Source organism: Streptomyces sp. ISL-66, from assembly GCF_018614135.1.
In the GTDB taxonomy this organism is placed as follows: Bacteria; Actinomycetota; Actinomycetes; order Streptomycetales; family Streptomycetaceae; genus Streptomyces.
In genome coordinates, this window is record NZ_JAGGOW010000087.1 from 17,137 (window position 1) to 33,467 (window position 16,331).

Below are 16,331 nucleotides of genomic sequence, written 5' to 3' on the forward strand. Positions count from 1 at the left end.
CTTCGCCCCACCCCGCCCCCGAACCGGCCGGCTCCTCGGGATGCTCTTCCCGGAGCCGGCCGGTCGCGTCGCGTTCGCCGTGGAGCCCGTCCGGGTCGCCCGTCTGGGTCGCCCTGTGCGTCACGCGTCCCGGCGCCGCAGGGACAGCCAGCCGCCGGTCACCGCGACCAGGGCCCACAGGGCCAGTACCCCGAGGCCTGTCCAGGGGGCGAGGCCCGTCGACGTGTCCAGCCGCATCATCATCTGGCCCGCACGGTCCGGCAGGAACCGGGCGACGCCCTCGGAAGCCGCGCCGAGCACGAAGGACACGATCAGAGTGAAGGGTATGAGCAGGCTCAGGACGGCGGTGGCACTGCGCAGCACTGCCGTCAGTCCGGCCGCCAGCAGGGCCATCAGCGCCAGGTACGCGCCGCAGCCGAACACCGCACGGTACGTACCCGGGCTGCCCAGATCCAGGGCGTAGGATCCCATGAACGCCTGGCCTCCGAGGAACGTGGCCAGTGCGGCGACCTGGCCGACCACGAGGGCCACCGCGCCCACCACGACCATCTTGGACAGGTAGAGCCGCGCCCGGTTCGGCACCGCGGTCAGCGACGTGCGCAGGGCGCCGTCGTGGAATTCGCAGGACAGGGCGGTCGCGCCGAAGGCGAAGGCGGCGATCTGGCCGAAGTTGAGGCTGTAGAAGGCCGCGAGGAGCGGGTCGTCCCCCATGCTGCCGGCTTCCGCCTGACCGATCATCGCGGCCACCAGTACCTGGATTCCCAGGGTGACGGCGAAGATGCATATCAGCGCCGCGAAGGTGCCGCGCAGGGACCGTATCTTGATCCATTCCGCGTGCAGGACGGGGACGGTGGGCAGAGCGGTGCTCATGGGGAAGCCTCCTTGGAAGGGGTGGATCAGCGGGTGGCGGCGAACTGGGCGCTGCCCGCGGTCAGGTCGAGGTAGGCCTGCTCCAGCGAGGCCCGTTCGTCGGTCAGCTCCAGCATCGGAATGCCTTCGCGGGCGGCTATGACACCGAGTCGCTCGGCCTGTATGCCGTCGACCGTCCACCGGCCGCCCTCGGCGGTGACCAGTTCGAGGTCGTCGTGGGCGAGGACCGCCCGCAGCCGGACCGGGTCGGTGGTGCGCAGCCGTACCCTCGGGGCGCTGCGGGCGTCGATGAACTCCTCCATCGAGGTGTCGGCCAGGAGCTTGCCCGCCCCGAGGACGATCAGGTGGTCGGCGAGGGCCGCGGTCTCCGTCATCAGGTGGCTGGAGACGAGGACCGTGCGCCCCTCGGCCGCCAGGCCGCGCATGAGCTCGCGGATCCAGATGATGCCTTCGGGGTCGAGCCCGTTGGTCGGCTCGTCAAGCAGCAGCACCTCGGGGTCTCCGAGCAGTGCGGCCGCTATGCCGAGGCGCTGGCGCATCCCCAGCGAGAAGGTCTTGATCCGCCGCTTGGCGGCCGGGGCTATCCCCGACTGCTCAAGGACCGCCTCCACCCGGCTCATCGGGATGCGGTTGGCCGCGGCGAGGAAACGCAGGTGGTCGCGGGCCGTGCGGCCGCCGTGCGCCGACTGCGCGTCCAGCAGTGCGCCCACCCGGTGGAGGGGATCGGGAATCTCGGTGAACCGCCGGCCGCCGATGGTGGCCGTCCCGGAGGTGATCCGGTCCAGGCCCAGCAGCAGCCTCATCGTGGTCGATTTCCCGGCGCCGTTGGGCCCCAGGAAACCGGTGACGCGGCCGGGCATGACATCGAAGGTGAGGTGGTCCACGGCCCGGGTCCGGCCGAATTCCTTGGTCAGTTCTCGAATCTCGATGCTGTTCATGTCTCAAGGTTCGCCGCCGGCCCCCTCCCTCTTCCTCCCCCGTGCGAGGGTTCCCTCTCCCCCACGTGGGGGAGCCGCGGCGATGCCCTGACCTGCCACGCTGTGGGGATGCACCGACTGTTCCGCGCCGCGCTCCAACCAGTGACCTATTCACGCTGGGTGCACCTGTGCGTGCCCATCCTGATGCTGGCCGTCTGGATGTTCATAGAGCCCGCGGCTCCGTGGGTACCCCTGCTGATCGTCATCCCGATGGCACTGTTGCCCTGGATGCGGCTGGCCGAGGGGCTCCAGGCGCAGTTCCTCCTCACACCGCCCGAGCGGGGCGCCCAGGGCGAGCGGGAGACCGAGGAGAACAGCTTCAGCACCGTCGCGTCCAGGAAGTGGAGCGACCGCTGGCGGACCTTGCTGTGGCTGGAGATACGGCTCGTCGTATCGCTGGTCACCACGATGGCCACGGTGTGGCTGCCGGTGCTGACGGTCCAGCTGATCACGACCGCGCTCGGCGGGACGGTCACCGACGACAATCTGCTGCCGTTCCCCCTCCCCTCCTGGGTGGCTTGGCTGCTGGCACCCGTACCGCTGGTCCTGCTGCTCGTCCTCGTGATCCTGCTCGGCGAGATGATCACCACCATCGGCCGCCGGCTGCTGGGGCCCTCGGCCGCGGAGCGGTTCACCGCCCTGGAGGTGCGTACCGAGCAGTTGTTGGAGCGCACCCGCATCGCGCGGGAGCTGCACGACTCGATCGGCCACGCGCTGACCGTGGCGGTCGTCCAGGCGGGAGCCGCGCGGGCGGCGGGCGACCCGGAGTTCACCGACCGCGCGCTGGGCGCGATCGAGGAGACGGGCCGGGCCGCGCTGGAGGATCTGGAACGGGTGCTGCTCGTCCTGCGGGAGTCCGGTCGGCGGCCCTCCCAGCGGCCGACGTTGGCGGAGGCGGACCGGCTGCTCGAGTCGGCGCGCGCCTCGGGCGCCACGGTCGACGCGCAACTGGTCGGCCCCTTGGACCAGTTGCCGGAGCGGGTCACCCAGGAGGGGTACCGGATCCTGCAGGAGGCGCTCACCAATGTGCTGAGGCACTGCGGTCCCGTGCCGGTACGGGTGCGTGTCGGCATGGTCTCCGACCGGCTGGATCTGGAGGTGACCAATCCGCTGCCGGACCGGCCCACAGTCATGGCCGGCAGCGGCAGCGGGCTGCGCGGCATGCGGGAGCGGGCCGCACTGCTCGGCGGGGAAGCCGAGACCGGCCTGTACAAGGGGGGTTGGCGGGTGCGCGCACGGCTTCCGCTGAAGCGAATACGCTGACCGGATGCCGGTTACCGTACTGCTCGTCGACGACGAACCCCTGGTGCGCGCGGGTCTGCGCGCGGTCCTGGACGCCCAGCCCGACATCAAGGTGGTCGGGGAGGCCGCCGACGGTGCCTCGGTGGTCCCTCTGGTGCGGCAACTGCGACCGGATGTCGTGGCCATGGACGTCCGGATGCCGTTGCTCGACGGGATCGAGGCGACGCGCGCGGTCCTGCGTTCCGTGGACTCCCCGCCGAAGATCCTCGTGGTCACCACGTTCGAGAACGACGAGTACGTCTACCAGGCGCTGCGGGCCGGCGCGGACGGGTTCCTGCTCAAGCGGGCCCGGCCGTCGGAGATCGTGCACGCGGTACGGCTGGTGGCGGAGGGCGAGACGCTGCTCTTCCCGGCGGCGGTGCGCTCGCTGGCCGCCGAGTACGGGAACCGGCAGGCGCGGACGATGCTGGAGCGGGCCGCGCTGACCGAGCGGGAGGCGGCCGTGCTGCGGCTGATGTCGAAGGGGCTGACCAATGTCGAAATCGCCCGCGAGCTGATCGTCGGGACGGAGACGGTGAAATCCCACGTGAGCGCGATCCTGGCGAAGCTGGGGGCGCGGGACCGGACCCAGGCCGTGATCGCGGCGTACGAGTCGGGGTTCGTGGCGCCTGCCTGACCGCCGCCGGGACAGGCGGGCGGGGAGGGGCTGATTCCGGCCGATGGGGGGCTGCTTCTCGCCGTCGTACCGGGTCCGCAGTACGATCCGGCTGACAAGCTCGCTCGCTGGGAGGACACACGTTGGGGCAGCTGACCGGCGGGGACCCCTCGCTGCTCCGGCGGATCAATTCCGCCGTGGTACTGCGGGCACTGCGCGCGGCCGAGGCGCCGACCCTCACCGACCTCACACGGGTGACCGGGCTCTCCCGGCCGACCGTCGAAGGAGTCGTCGAGGGACTCATCGGTACCGGGCTCGTCGTCGAAGCCGGTGCCGAGGAAGGCGCGCGGCGCCAGGGCCGGCCTGCCAGGCGGTTCCGCTTCCGCGCCGAAGCCGGGCACCTGCTCGGTGTGGAGATCGGCTCGCACAGGATCGCGGTGCTGCTGTCCGGCCTGGACGGCCGGGTGATCGGCGCCGGAACCAAGGAGGTCGCCGAAACGGCGTCCGCCGACGAGCGGCTGGAGAAGGTCCGGACGGCGGTGGCCGACCTGCTGCGCAAGGCCGGGGTACCCCGTGACTCCCTTCGGGTGGTCGGCGTGGGCAGCCCCGGGATCGTGGAGGCCGACGGCACCGTCCGACTCTGCACGGCGCTGCCCGGCTGGACCGGGCTGCCCCTCGGGGAACGGCTGCGCCGCTCCTTCCGCTGCCCGGTGCAGGTGGAGAACGACGCCAATGCCGCGGCGGTGGCCGAGCACTGGAAGGGCGCGGCGAGGGACACCGACGACATGGTCTTCGTGATGGCCGGACTCAGCCCCGGCGCGGGCTCTCTGATCGGCGGCCGTCTGCACCGCGGCTTCGGCGGGGCGGCCGGGGAGATCGGCGCACTGCACCTGCTGGGCCGCGAGGTCACGCCGGAGCGGCTGCTGTCGACGACCGGCGAGCCGCTGCATCCGCTGGACGAGCCGGCCGTGACGGAGGTCTTCGCGATGGCCAAGCGCGGTGACAGTGGTGCGGTGGCCGCGGTGGAGCGGTTCCTTCAGCGGCTGGTGCACGACGTGGCGGCGCTGGTCCTGGCGATGGATCCGGAGCTGGTCGTGGTCGGCGGCTGGGCGGCCGGTCTGGATGGAATCCTGGAGCCCTTGCGCCGGGAGCTGGAGCGGTACTGCCTGCGCCCACCACGCGTGGCCCTGTCCCTGCTGGGCGAGGCGGCGGTGGCGACCGGGGCGTTGCGGCTGGCGCTGGACCACGTGGAGGAAGAGCTGTTCGCGGTGGAGAAAACGGTGACGGCCCGCCGCCGCTGATTCCCCGCGGGAGCGGGCCGTACGGTGCGCGATCCCGTAGGTGACCCGCTTACGTGATCCGGGTACGTGATCGCGGACGTGACGCCGTACGGAGCCGGGTGCGGGAGCGGATATGTGACCCGCGTGCAGGAGCCGGGTACGGGAGCCGGGTGCGAGATCCGGTGATAGCAATCCCGGTAGTGATCCGGGCGGCCGGTCCCGGTCCGGCCGCCCGGCCGTCCGCCTCCCGGACCTTGCGCCGCCGGAAACCGGAGCGGACCGGCCCTCCGTGGAGGGCCGGCCGGTGGCTCAGGAAGCGACGCGCGCGTCGTGGGTGATCTGTACGTCGCCCGAGTCTCCGAAGGTGAGGCGGCAGGTGTCCGCACGGTAGGTAGCCACCGAGACGGCCGCCGTCCCCGCCGCCGTGAAGTAGCGGGTGGTGACCAGGAGGACCGGGGCTCCGGGCAGCCGGTCCAGCTCCTTCGCGTCGTCCGCGCGCGCCGAACCGAGCTCCACCGAGCGGTCCTGGCCGTCGAGGACGAGCCGCTGCAGCTCGCGCATGACGGCGCGGGCGCGCGCCGGACCTGCCGGGACGTCGATCGCGGAGAGTCCGGGCACCGAAGCGGCCGGCACGTACAGCAGCTCGGCCGCGACGGACTGCCCCTGCTCGACGCGGGTCCGGCGCACCGCGAGGACCAGTTCGCCCGGGGCGGTGCCGAGGAGCCCCAGGACCGCCGCACCCGGCACGGCTTCCGCCGCGTCCACCGGCTCCCAGCCGTCGGTGCTCTCACCGGGCCAGCTGTGCCGCGCGCCACCCACGTCCACGCCGACGCGCGGCGGGGCGACCGTGGTGCCGACGCCGCGGCGGCGCTGCAGACGGCCTTCGAGCTCGAGCTGCTCCAGGGCCTGGCGCAGGGTCGCGCGGGCGACGCCGAAGCGGGCGGCGAGCTCCCGCTCGTTGGGCAGGACTTCGCCGACGGCGAAGTCCTGGTCGAGCGCCTCACTGAGGACGGTCTTCAGGTGCCAGTACTTCGGCTCCGGCACCGATTCGAGCTGCGTGGTCCCCACCCTGACTCCTCCTGCAATCGCTGCAATCGCCGTGTTCCAGCGGCAGTTCCGCGCCCTTGTTTATTAAAGGTTCCTGCACTATCCCTGCGACGATAGGACGACGCACCCCCTTGGTCAAGACCAATGCTCGCGCCCTTGCCGGGCAGATCGGGCATATGTATCAAGCCGTTCACGGGATGTTCGCGGGTTTCCGGTCCGGAGCTCTTGTTGCCGGGGGCTACCGGGCGGTAATCATGGCGGGACACGCTACTGACAATCTGTCTTGCACCCGCCGCCCGACCCCGACGAGGAGCAGCATGACCGCCACGGTCTCCTTCACGATCGATTCGCCGCTGGGCCCCCGCACCGCCACCGCCGCGTACGAACGCAAGGGCGCGGGCGAACCGCTCCTCCTGCTCCACGGCATCGGCCACCACCTCCAGGCCTGGCACCCGGTGACTGACATCCTGGCCGCCGAGCACGACGTGATCGCCGTCGATCTGCCCGGCTTCGGCGTCTCGGAGCCGCTGCCGCACGGGGTCCCGTACAGCCTCGCGACCGTCGCGGCCGCGCTCGGCGCGCTCACCTCCGCCCTCGGTGTCGAGCGCCCGCACGTCGCGGGCAACTCCCTGGGCGGGCTGCTCGCCCTCGAGATGGGCCGCGCCGGCCTGACCCGCTCGGTCACCGCGCTCTCCCCCGCCGGGTTCTGGACGCAGGGCGAGCGCCGCTACGCCTTCGCCGCGCTCCGCGCGATGCGCGCCGGCGCCGCCGCGCTGCCCCGCCCGGCCGTGGAGCGACTCTCGCGCAGCGCCGTCGGGCGGGCGGCCCTCACCGGAACCATCTACGCGCGCCCCGGCCGCCGTTCCCCCGCCGCCGTGGTCGCCGAGACGCTCGCCCTGCGCGGGGCCACCGGTTTCGAGGGCACCCTGGCGGCGGGCGGCTCCGTTCGGTTCACCGACGACCTGCCCGGCCTGCCCGTCACCATCGCCTGGGGCAGCCGCGACCGGCTGCTCCTGCGCCGCCAGGGCGTACGCGCCAAGCAGACCATCCCCGGCGCGCACCTCGTCCGCCTCCCGGACTGCGGCCACGTCCCGATGAATGACGACCCGGCCCTGGTCGCCCGCGTCATCCTGGACACGGTCCGCTCCGGCCGCCGACCCGTGGCGCCTTGACCCGCCGGCCCCCCTATCCGCTCACCCCTACCCCCCTACCCCCCTACCTCCTACCCCCCTACCTCCTACGCCCCTACCTCCTACCCGCCTACCTCCTAACCCCTGACCCTTCGGTCCTCTCCATCCGCTCATCAGTGTTCACGCATGGTTCGCGTGGGCGACGCGGCCGGGCCGGTGTGCGGCCGGTGTACGGCAGCACACTGGGCCGACCCGTCCCCGTCGGCCTCTGGAGACGCACCGATGGCACCGATTCCGCACACCCGCCGCTCCCTGCTCGGCGGCTCCCTCGCCGTGCCCGTGGGCCTCGCCCTGTCCGGCGGCCTCTCGGGCGCCCTCACCACCCCGGCCTACGCCGCCTCCGCGCCCGCCACCTCCGCACCCGCCCACGTCCGGTCCGGCCGCCCGAACGCCCTCTGGGGCGTCCAGTGCGGGGAGATCACCGCCCACTCGGCCACCGTCTGGACGCGCTCCAACCGGCTCGCGCGGATGTACGTGGATACCTCCCCGAGCGAGTCGTTCCGCTACGCCGTCCGCCGCCACCGCGGCCCGCTGCTGGACCCCGGCACCGACTTCACCGGCACCGCCTCGCTGCGCGAACTCCCGCCCGGCCAACAGGTCCACTACCGGGTCGTCCTCGCCGACCCCGACGACCTCCGGCGCACCGGCGAGCCCGTCCGCGGCACCTTCCGCACCACCCCCGCCTCCCGCCGGCGCGACGTGCGCTTCCTGTGGTCCGGGGACCTCGCCGGTCAGGGCTGGGGCATCAACCCCGGTCTCGGCGGATACCGGGTCTTCGACGAAATGCGGCTGCGCGACCCCGACTTCTTCCTCTTCAGCGGGGACACCATCTACGCCGACGGCCCGATCCAGGCCTCCGTACCCCTGCGCGACGGCACCCTCTGGCACAACGTGACGACCGTGGAGAAGGCCAAGGTCGCCGAGACCCTCGCCGAGTACCGCGGCAATTTCCGCTACAACCTGCTCGACCACAACCTGCGCGCCTTCAACGCCCAGGTCCCGGTCCTCGCCCAGTGGGACGACCACGAGGTCCGCAACAACTGGTACCCCGGCCAGATCCTCGACGACCGCCGCTACACCGTGAAGGACGTCGACACCCTCGCCCGCCGGGCCCGCCGGGCCTTCGGCGAGTACTTCCCCGTCACCGACCTGCGCGGCGGCCGCGCCGAGGGCCGTATGTACCGGGTGATGCGCCACGGGCCACTGCTGGACGTCTTCGTCCTCGACATGCGCACCCACCGCGACGCCAACTCCCCCGGCCGCCAGAGCGACGACCCCGTCGGCATCCTCGGCCGCGAGCAGCTCACCTGGCTCAAGCGCGAGCTCTCCCGCTCCCGCGCCACCTGGAAGGTCATCGCCGCAGACATGCCACTGGGCATCGTGGTCGCCGACGGGGCCGCGGACTTCGAGGCCGTCGCCCAGGGGGACCCCGGCGCGCCGCTCGGCCGCGAGCTCCAGATCGCCGAACTGCTGCGCCACATCAAGCACCAGCGCATCACCGGCACCCTCTGGCTCACCGCCGACGTCCACTACACGGCCGCGAACCACTACGCGCCCGAGCGGGCCGCCTTCACGGACTTCGAACCGTTCTGGGAATTCGTTTCCGGCCCCGTCGGGGCGGGCGGTTTCCCGGCCGGCCCGCTCGACGCCACCTTCGGCCCGCGGACGGCGTTCGTCCAGTCCGCTCCGTTCACGAACATGTCCCCGTGCGAGAACCCCCCGTACTACGGAGAGGTGGAGATCGACGGGGACGGCGGCGAGCTCACCGTCCGCTTGCGGCGCCAGGGGGGCGGCGTGCTCTTCACCCGTACGCTGTCGCCCGGACGGGTGGGGCAGTAACGGATGCGCCCCGGCGCTTCGGTGCCCGGCCCCCCGGCGCCCAGGAATCTGAAATCAGCCGGAAAGCGGGGCGAAATCGGCCAGATGGATACTTAACCAGTCGGTCACAGATCGTTCGTGATCACGCAACACCCCTGCGTCACAGTGGCTTGCATGACTGAACGTGTTGCTGTCCCCGCCCAGCGTTCCCACCGCCACCACTGGCGCCGGGACGTCGTCGAACTCGCCGCCCTCTTCTGCGCCGTAGCGGTCGCCGACGGCATCGCCAATCTCGTCGTACACGGTCCGCGCGGCCCGATCCTGCTCGTCGCCTCCGCCGTCGCCCTCTTGGTCACGGCGGCGTTCCACACGTGGTGGGCACGGCGCCACAGCCATGCGCCCCCGCCCACGAGCACGGCGCCCACCGATCCGCGCTCGGCCCCGGTCGCCGACGCCGCTGACGCCGCCGCCGGGACCGCCCCCGGGGCGGCCGCGGACATCGAGCTCGCCACCACCCTGTGGCGGATGCGCACGACCGTGCGCGACGAGCCCGGCAGCCTCGCCGCGATCTGCACCGCCCTCGCCCGGAGCGGGGTCGACATCCTGACCCTCCAGACGCACCCGCTCCCCGAGGGGGGCACGGTGGACGAGTTCCTGCTGCGCGCCCCGCAGCAGCTTCCCTCCGCCGGGATCATCCGGGCCATCGCCGGCGCGGGCGGCCACAGCACCTGGATCGAGCGTGCCGACGCCCACGACCTCGTCGACACCCCGACCCGCGTCCTGGGCCTGGCCATCCGCACCGCGCTGGACGCCGCCGAGCTGCCGCTCGCCCTGCGCCAGCTGCTCGGCCGCTGCACCATCCACTCGATTCCGGCGACCACCCTCTCCGGGCGTCCCAACGCCGGCGCGAACGCACCGGTCGAAGGAGTGCTCGAGGCCACCGTCATGAAGCTGCGCGACCCCTCGGGCGGTGCGATCACCATCGAGCGGCCCCATCTGCCGTTCACTCCGACCGAGTTCGCCCGCGCCCGCGCGCTCGTCGAACTCGACGCCCGGCTCGGGCCGCGCGTCCCGCGCAGCCAGGACGTCCTGACCCTGCCCGAGGGCAACGAGATCACCGTCCGCCGCGCCGACGGCTCCGACCTGTCCGCCGCCCGCGCGATGCACGACCGCTGCTCCGAGCGCACCCTGTCCCTGCGTTACCACGGCCCCGTCGCCGACGCCGACCGCTACCTCGGTCACCTGCTGAGCCCGCGCTTCGGCCGTACGCTCGCCGCGACCACCGCCTCCGGCAAGCTCGTCGCCCTCGGCCACCTGCTCTGGGACGGTGACGAGACCGAGGTAGCGCTGCTCATCGAGGACGACTGGCAGCGCCGCGGCATCGGCACCGAGCTGCTCGGCCGACTGATCGGGATGGCCGTCGAGGCCGGGTGCGACAGCGTGTACGCCGTCACCCAGGCCTCGAACACCGGCATGGTCGCCGCCATGCGCGGCCTCGGCCTCCCCCTCGACTACCAGATCGAGGAGGGCACCCTGGTGATCACGGCCCGGCTGGACACGACCCCGGTCATCTCCCGGCTCCCGTACGAGCTTCCGGGAGAGTCCCGCGCTCTGCCGCGTACGCAGCACTGAGCGCCTGGTCCAGATCCGCCCACAGGTCGTCCACGTCCTCCAGCCCGACCGACATGCGCAGCAGCCGGTCGCTGACGCCGGAGGCGTGCCGGTCTCCCTCGGCCACGATGCGGTGGCTGATGGAGGCCGGGTGCTGGATGAGGGTGTCGACGCTGCCCAGGCTGACCGCCGGCGTGATCAGCCGGACCGAGGCGATCACCTCGTGCGGGTCGCCGGCCGTCTCGAAGGCGACCATGGCTCCGCCGATCCGCGGGTAGTGCACCCGCAGCACGCGCGGGTCCGCCTCGAGCCTCCGGCTCAGTTCGGCAGCGCTCGCCGAGGCCGCCCGTACCCGGACGGGGAGCGTCGAGAGTCCCCGTAGCAGCAGGTAGGCGGCCAGCGGGTGGAGCACCCCGCCGGTGGCGAAGCGCACCTGGCGCAGCTGCCGGGCGAATTCCTCGTCGCAGGCCACCACCCCGCCGAGGACGTCCCCGTGGCCGCCCAGGTACTTGGTGGCGCTGTGCAGCACGACCCGGGCGCCGCTCTCGGCCGGCCGCTGCAGGACGGGCGTCGCGAAGGTGTTGTCGACCAGCAGCGGCACTTCCCCGCAGGCGTACGCGGCGGCCCGCAGGTCGATCTCCGCGAGGGTGGGGTTGGCGGGCGACTCGATCATGACGAGCCCGGTGTCGGGCCGGATGGCGTCGGCGATGCCCGCCGGATCCACCCAGGTCACGGTGGTTCCCAGCAGGCCGCTGCTCAGCAGGTGGTCGCTGCACCCGTAAAGCGGTCGTACGGCGACCACGTGACGCAGGTCCTTCATGCCGCGCACCAGCAGGCAGGCCGACAAGGCGGCCATTCCGCTGGCGAAGGCGACGGCGCTCTCGGTGCCTTCGAGCCGGGCCAGGGCCGTCTCGAATCGGGCGGTGGTCGGATTGTCCAGCCGGGAGTAGACCGGCGGGCCCTCGGGCCGGGCTCCGGTGGTCGCGAAGGCGTCGATGCGGGCGGCCTCCGCCCGGCTGTCGTACGACGGATAGGTCGTCGACAGATCGAGCGGAGGCGCGTGCAGTCCGAGCCCGGCGAGGTCCTCGCGTCCGGCGTGAACGGCTTCGGTGGCCAGTGACCGTCGTGCGGTCTGGGCGTTCGTCTCCATGGGCCGTACTGTGCGCAGCGCGACGGCCGTGGGGTGAAAGCTCCGTGCTACGTTCGGCCAATGTCCGAATCCGTCGCACTGGACCCGGTCGACCTGCAGATTCTGCGGCTTCTGCAGAACGACGCCCGGTCCACCTACCGCGACCTCGCCGCCGAGGTCGGCATCGCGGCGTCGACCTGTCTCGACCGGGTCGCCCGGATGCGCCGGTCGGGAATCATCCTCGGCAACCGGCTCAGGCTGGATCCGGCCAAGCTGGGGCGGGGCATGGAGGCGCTGCTGCTCATACAGGTGCGCCCGCACCGGCGCGAGCTGATCGGCCCGTTCGTCGAACGGGTGCGTTCGCTGCCCGCGTCGCGAGCCGTCTTCCACCTGACCGGCCCGGACGACTACCTCGTCCACGTGGCCGTTCCCGATCCCGGTGAGCTCCAGCGGCTGGTCCTCGACGAGTTCACCTCGCGCCGCGAAGTCGCCCGCGTGGAGACCCGGTTGATCTTCCAGGAATGGGATTGCGGGCCCCTGCTGCCGCCCCCGTCAGCAGGCTGAGGCCATTTGGTGATGACGCGGCCCCGCCTCACGTACGAAGATGTCCGCATGTCAGACAACCTCAACAGTGACGGCGCCGCTCGGCTGCCCCGCCAGGTCGCCGACGCGTACGTCGACGACCTCATCGCCATCGACCCGATCACGGGTACCTATCTCGGTGTTGCCGCCAGCTCCGGCAAGCTTCCGGACCTCTCCCCGGCAGGCCGCGCCGCGGCCGCCGAGCTGTCCCGTTCCACCCTCGCGCTGCTCGACGCCGCCGAGCGTCAGCCGGGTGCCGACAGCGACGTCGAGCGCCGCTGCGCCCGTCTGCTGCGCGAGCGCCTGACCGCCGAGATCGCGGTCCACGAGGCCGACGAGGACCTGCGCGCGGTCAGCAACATCCACTCCCCGGCTCATTCGGTCCGCGAGATCTTCACCCTGACCCCGGCCGACACCGACGAGGACTGGGCCGCCATCGCGGAGCGGCTGCGCGCCGTTCCCGCCGCCTACGCGGGTTACCGCGAGTGCCTCACGCTCGGCCTGGACCGCGGCCTGTACGGCGGCCCGCGTCCCACCGCCACCTTCATCGAGCAGCTCACCGGCTGGGCCGGGGAGAGCGGGGACGGCGAGGCGTTCTTCGCCGAGTTCGCCGCGGGCGGCCCGGACGCGCTGCGTGCCGAGCTCGACGAGGCGGCCGCCGCCGCGACCGGCGCCGTCGTGGAACTGCGCGACTGGATGCGGGACGTATACGCCCCCGCGATCCAGGGGCAGCCCGACGCGGTGGGCCGCGAGCGCTACGCCCGCTGGTCGCGCTACTTCAACGGCACGGACCTGGACCTGGACGAGGCGTACGCCTACGGCTGGTCCGAGTACCACCGGCTGCTCGCCGAGATGAAGACGGAAGCCGCCAAGATCCTCCCCGACGCCGGTCCCTGGGAGGTGCTCAAGTACCTGGACGAGCACGGCACCCACATCGAGGGCGTGGACGAGGTCCAGGCCTGGCTGCAGGGTCTCATGGACGAGGCCATCGAGAACCTCGACGGCACCCACTTCGAACTCGCCGAGCGGGTCAAGAAGGTGGAGTCGCGGATCGCCCCTCCGGGCGGCGCGGCGGCCCCGTACTACACGAGCCCGTCCGAGGACTTCTCCCGTCCCGGCCGCACCTGGCTGCCGACGATGGGCCAGACCCGCTTCCCCGTCTACGACCTGGTCTCCACCTGGTACCACGAGGGCGTTCCGGGCCACCACCTCCAGCTGGCGCAGTGGACGCACGTCGCGGACCAGCTCTCCCGCTACCAGGCCAGCGTCGGCCTCGTCAGCGCCAACTGCGAGGGCTGGGCGCTGTACGCGGAGCGGCTCATGGACGAGCTGGGCTACCTCAAGGACGCCGAGCAGCGGCTTGGTTACCTGGACGCCCAGATGATGCGCGCCGCGCGGGTCATCGTGGACATCGGCATGCACCTGGGCCTGGAGATCCCCGCGGACTCGCCGTTCCACCCGGGCGAGCGCTGGACGGTGGACCTGGCGCAGGAGTTCTTCGGGCTGCACAGCGGCCGGCCGGGTGACTTCGTGGAGAGCGAGCTGACCCGCTACCTGTCGATGCCGGGCCAGGCGATCGGCTACAAGCTGGGCGAGCGGGCCTGGCTGCTGGGCCGCGACAACGCGCGCGCCGCGCACGGCGATTCCTTCGATCTGAAGGCGTGGCACATGGCGGCGCTGTCGCAGGGCTCGCTGGGCCTCGACGACCTGGTGGACGAGCTGTCGAAGCTCTGACCGGCGGTCCGTGGGAACTCGGTCCGGCCGGCTCCGCGCAGGAGCCGGCCGGACCGAGCCGTCCCCCGGCCGGCCCCTCGGCCCGAACCCCTCAGCCCAGGTCCCCCAGTCCGTCCGTCAGCCCGCCCCGGCCGCCGCGCGGTGGCGCACCACCGAACCGCCGCGCTGCTTGACGATCTCCAGCTGCGTCTGCACGCGCGTGCGCAGGTCGGCGACGTGGCTCACGATGCCGACGCTGCGGTCGCGTTCGCGCAGCGAGTCCAGTACGTCGAGCACCTCGTCGAGCGCCTGGTCGTCGAGGCTGCCGAAGCCCTCGTCGATGAAGAGGGTGTCGAGCCGCATGCCGCCGGCCTCGTCGGTGACCACGTCGGCCAGACCGAGCGCGAGCGCGAGCGAGGCGAAGAAGGTCTCGCCGCCGGACAGCGTGGCGGTGTCCCGCTCGCTGCCGGTCCAGGCGTCGACCACGTGCAGCCCGAGTCCGGACCGCCCGCGCCCGCTGGCCTGGGCGTCGGAGTGGACGAGGGTGTAGCGGCCGCCGGACATGCGCAGCAGCCGTACCGTCGCCGCCGCCGCGACCTGTTCCAACCGAGCCGCCAGCACGTACGCCTCCAGGCGCATCTTGCGCTCATTTTCGGCGGAGGTGCCCGCGGTGAGTCCGGCGAGGCGGGCCACCCGGTCGTACTCCTCGCGCAGCGGGCCCAGCGCTCGGAGCTCGCGCTCGGCCTGGTGCGAGAGCCGGTCCAGTTCGGTGCAGCGCACGCGGGAGGCGTCGACGGCGGATCCGGCGCTCCGGAGCATCACCGCGGCCCGGTCGGCGTACGCGAGGGCGGCGTCCGGATCGGCCGGGGGCAGGGCGGCGGCCGCGGCGGTGTCCTGCTCGCCGCGCCGGTCGGCCAGCATGGCCTCCTCGGCCTGCCAGGCGTCCATCCGGTGCTGGAGGTCCGTGCGCTGGTATTCGGGGAGTACGGCGTCGGCCGCCTCCTCGACGGTGTCGAAGCCGGCCTTGAAGGCGGCGTCGGCCAGCTGCCCGTCGGCCTCCTTCAGCCGCGCGGCGGTGGCTTCGGCCCGGCGCAGCGCGGCCGCGGCCGCGCCGACCATGCGGACCCGGTCCTCGAGGACCCCGGCGCGGGCCGCGACGCTGGGTGCGTCCCCCCGCACGAGGGCCAACTCCGCTTCCAGCGAAGCCTGTTCCTGGTCGAGGGCTTCGCGGCGGGTGGCCCGCGCGGCGGCCCGGACCTCGGCGTCCAGCCGGTCCGAGCTGCGCACCGCGTGCTCCCGCTCGGCGCGGGCGAGCTGCTCGCGGGCGGAGTGCAGCGCGGCGGCCGCGGCGTGGGCGGCGGCGTGCCGGGTGCTGAGGTCCGAGGTGAGTTCGAGCAGTTCGGCGGTGGTGGCCCCGCCGGCCGCGGCAGCGGCCTCGGCGCGGGCCTCCCGCACCGCGGCGAGCCTGCGCTCCACCTCCGCCCGGCGCTCCTCGGCCCGTTCGAAGCGTGCGTGCGCCGCGTCTTCGGCGGCCCGGTCCACGTGGCCGGGGGCCGGGCGGGCCGGCTCCGGGTGCTCGGCGGACCCGCACACGGTGCACGGCTCCCCCGCGACCAGCGCCGCGGCCAGTTCGGCGGCGATCCCGCGCAGCCGGGTCTCCTTGAGCTCCAGCCAGTGCTCCCGGGCGGCGGTCGACTCCTCGCGCGCGGTGAGCAGTTCGCCGGAGGCCCGCTCGGCGTCGGCGTCGAGCGCGTCGCGCCGCCGGGCGGCGTTCAGGTGCATCCGGGCGGGTTCGAGCTTGCCGGCGAGCTGCTCGGCCAGGGTCGCGGCCTGCTGGGCGGCGTCCGCCCGCCCGGCCAGCGCGGCCCGGGTGGCCTCCCAGCGGCCCAGCCATTCGCCGGTCTCCTGCTGCTGTTCTTCGGCGGCCCGGGATTCCCGTTCCAGGTTGGCCCGTTCGCGGCCGATCTCGGCGCTGCGCTGCTCGGCCCGGCGGGCGGCTCCGAGCGCTCCGAGGTCCTCGCGCAGCCGCTGTTCCTCGGTGGCCAGCTGCTCGGTGCCCGCTTCGGCCAGGATCGGCGGCAGTGCCGCGCGGGTCACGCTCTCCGCGTGCGCGGCGGCCATGTGGGCGCCGGCGGCGGCTCCGCGCAGCTCCAGGGCGGGGGCGACGAGGGCTCCGCGCCGGGCCCGGTCGAGCAGGGCGCGCACCCGCTCCCGCTC

At 73.0% G+C, this 16,331-nt stretch carries 13 protein-coding genes; 8 read left to right on the forward strand and 5 right to left on the reverse strand.

Translation table 11 applies throughout. From position 1 onward, the window contains the following. Positions 1–120 precede the first annotated feature (120 nt). Both J7E97_RS17495 and J7E97_RS17500 read right to left on the reverse strand, forming a co-directional pair. Entirely contained in the window at positions 121–870 is a 750-nt protein-coding gene (locus tag J7E97_RS17495; protein ID WP_215028097.1) for an ABC transporter permease, read from the reverse strand. Between the two features lie 26 nt (positions 871–896). Next, entirely contained in the window at positions 897–1,808 is a 912-nt protein-coding gene (locus J7E97_RS17500; protein WP_215028099.1) for an ABC transporter ATP-binding protein, read from the reverse strand. Positions 1,809–1,916: 108 nt separating this feature from the next. Between J7E97_RS17500 and J7E97_RS17505 the strand changes: the two genes are divergently transcribed. The 3 genes from J7E97_RS17505 to J7E97_RS17515 all read left to right on the forward strand — a co-directional run bounded on the left by J7E97_RS17505 (position 1,917) and on the right by J7E97_RS17515 (position 5,045). Continuing rightward, a complete protein-coding gene (locus tag J7E97_RS17505; RefSeq protein WP_215028102.1) occupies positions 1,917–3,110 on the forward strand; it encodes a sensor histidine kinase in 1,194 nt (397 codons plus the stop codon). A gap of 4 nt (positions 3,111–3,114) precedes the next feature. After that, positions 3,115–3,765: a response regulator transcription factor gene (locus J7E97_RS17510; RefSeq protein WP_215028104.1), complete on the forward strand. Its 651-nt coding sequence runs from the start codon at positions 3,115–3,117 to the stop codon at positions 3,763–3,765. A gap of 122 nt (positions 3,766–3,887) precedes the next feature. Then, on the forward strand, positions 3,888–5,045 hold the full coding sequence (locus J7E97_RS17515; protein ID WP_215028106.1) for an ROK family transcriptional regulator: 1,158 nt from the start codon (positions 3,888–3,890) through the stop codon (positions 5,043–5,045). A 288-nt stretch (positions 5,046–5,333) separates the two neighbouring features. Here the strand turns inward: J7E97_RS17515 and J7E97_RS17520 are convergent, their stop codons facing one another. Then, positions 5,334–6,092: a GntR family transcriptional regulator gene (locus tag J7E97_RS17520; protein WP_215028107.1), complete on the reverse strand. Its 759-nt coding sequence runs from the start codon at positions 6,090–6,092 to the stop codon at positions 5,334–5,336. Between the two features lie 296 nt (positions 6,093–6,388). Between J7E97_RS17520 and J7E97_RS17525 the strand changes: the two genes are divergently transcribed. From J7E97_RS17525 to J7E97_RS17535, 3 genes are all read left to right on the forward strand, one after another. Continuing rightward, positions 6,389–7,243 carry an alpha/beta fold hydrolase gene (locus J7E97_RS17525; RefSeq protein WP_215028109.1) on the forward strand — a complete coding sequence of 285 codons (855 nt, stop codon included), beginning with the start codon at positions 6,389–6,391 and terminating at the stop codon, positions 7,241–7,243. A 240-nt stretch (positions 7,244–7,483) separates the two neighbouring features. Then, a complete protein-coding gene (locus J7E97_RS17530) occupies positions 7,484–9,100 on the forward strand; it encodes an alkaline phosphatase (protein ID WP_215028111.1) in 1,617 nt (538 codons plus the stop codon). A 153-nt stretch (positions 9,101–9,253) separates the two neighbouring features. Next, a complete protein-coding gene (locus J7E97_RS17535; RefSeq protein ID WP_215028113.1) occupies positions 9,254–10,711 on the forward strand; it encodes a GNAT family N-acetyltransferase in 1,458 nt (485 codons plus the stop codon). Here J7E97_RS17535 and J7E97_RS17540 read toward each other — a convergent pair. Further along, positions 10,647–11,840, reverse strand: a complete 1,194-nt coding sequence (locus J7E97_RS17540) for a PLP-dependent aspartate aminotransferase family protein (RefSeq protein WP_215028115.1) — start codon at positions 11,838–11,840, stop codon at positions 10,647–10,649. The genes J7E97_RS17535 and J7E97_RS17540 overlap by 65 nt on opposite strands. Positions 11,841–11,900: 60 nt before the next feature. Here J7E97_RS17540 and J7E97_RS17545 point away from each other — a divergent pair, with 60 nt between their 5' ends. Further along, positions 11,901–12,383: an Lrp/AsnC family transcriptional regulator gene (locus J7E97_RS17545; RefSeq protein ID WP_215028117.1), complete on the forward strand. Its 483-nt coding sequence runs from the start codon at positions 11,901–11,903 to the stop codon at positions 12,381–12,383. A 48-nt stretch (positions 12,384–12,431) separates the two neighbouring features. Then, positions 12,432–14,135: a DUF885 domain-containing protein gene (locus tag J7E97_RS17550; protein WP_215028119.1), complete on the forward strand. Its 1,704-nt coding sequence runs from the start codon at positions 12,432–12,434 to the stop codon at positions 14,133–14,135. 117 nt (positions 14,136–14,252) lie between these two features. Here J7E97_RS17550 and J7E97_RS17555 read toward each other — a convergent pair. Then, positions 14,253–16,331, reverse strand: a 2,079-nt coding sequence (locus J7E97_RS17555; protein WP_215028121.1) for an SbcC/MukB-like Walker B domain-containing protein, incomplete at its 5' end; no start/stop codon positions are given.

Coding starts and splice junctions, on each gene's coding strand:
- J7E97_RS17495 (WP_215028097.1), bottom strand. CDS start 870: ATGAGCACCGCTCTGCCCACCGTCCCCGTCCTGCACGCGGAATGGATC.
- J7E97_RS17500 (WP_215028099.1), bottom strand. CDS start 1,808: ATGAACAGCATCGAGATTCGAGAACTGACCAAGGAATTCGGCCGGACC.
- J7E97_RS17505 (WP_215028102.1), top strand. CDS start 1,917: ATGCACCGACTGTTCCGCGCCGCGCTCCAACCAGTGACCTATTCACGC.
- J7E97_RS17510 (WP_215028104.1), top strand. CDS start 3,115: ATGCCGGTTACCGTACTGCTCGTCGACGACGAACCCCTGGTGCGCGCG.
- J7E97_RS17525 (WP_215028109.1), top strand. CDS start 6,389: ATGACCGCCACGGTCTCCTTCACGATCGATTCGCCGCTGGGCCCCCGC.
- J7E97_RS17530 (WP_215028111.1), top strand. CDS start 7,484: ATGGCACCGATTCCGCACACCCGCCGCTCCCTGCTCGGCGGCTCCCTC.
- J7E97_RS17535 (WP_215028113.1), top strand. CDS start 9,254: ATGACTGAACGTGTTGCTGTCCCCGCCCAGCGTTCCCACCGCCACCAC.
- J7E97_RS17540 (WP_215028115.1), bottom strand. CDS start 11,840: ATGGAGACGAACGCCCAGACCGCACGACGGTCACTGGCCACCGAAGCC.
- J7E97_RS17545 (WP_215028117.1), top strand. CDS start 11,901: ATGTCCGAATCCGTCGCACTGGACCCGGTCGACCTGCAGATTCTGCGG.
- J7E97_RS17550 (WP_215028119.1), top strand. CDS start 12,432: ATGTCAGACAACCTCAACAGTGACGGCGCCGCTCGGCTGCCCCGCCAG.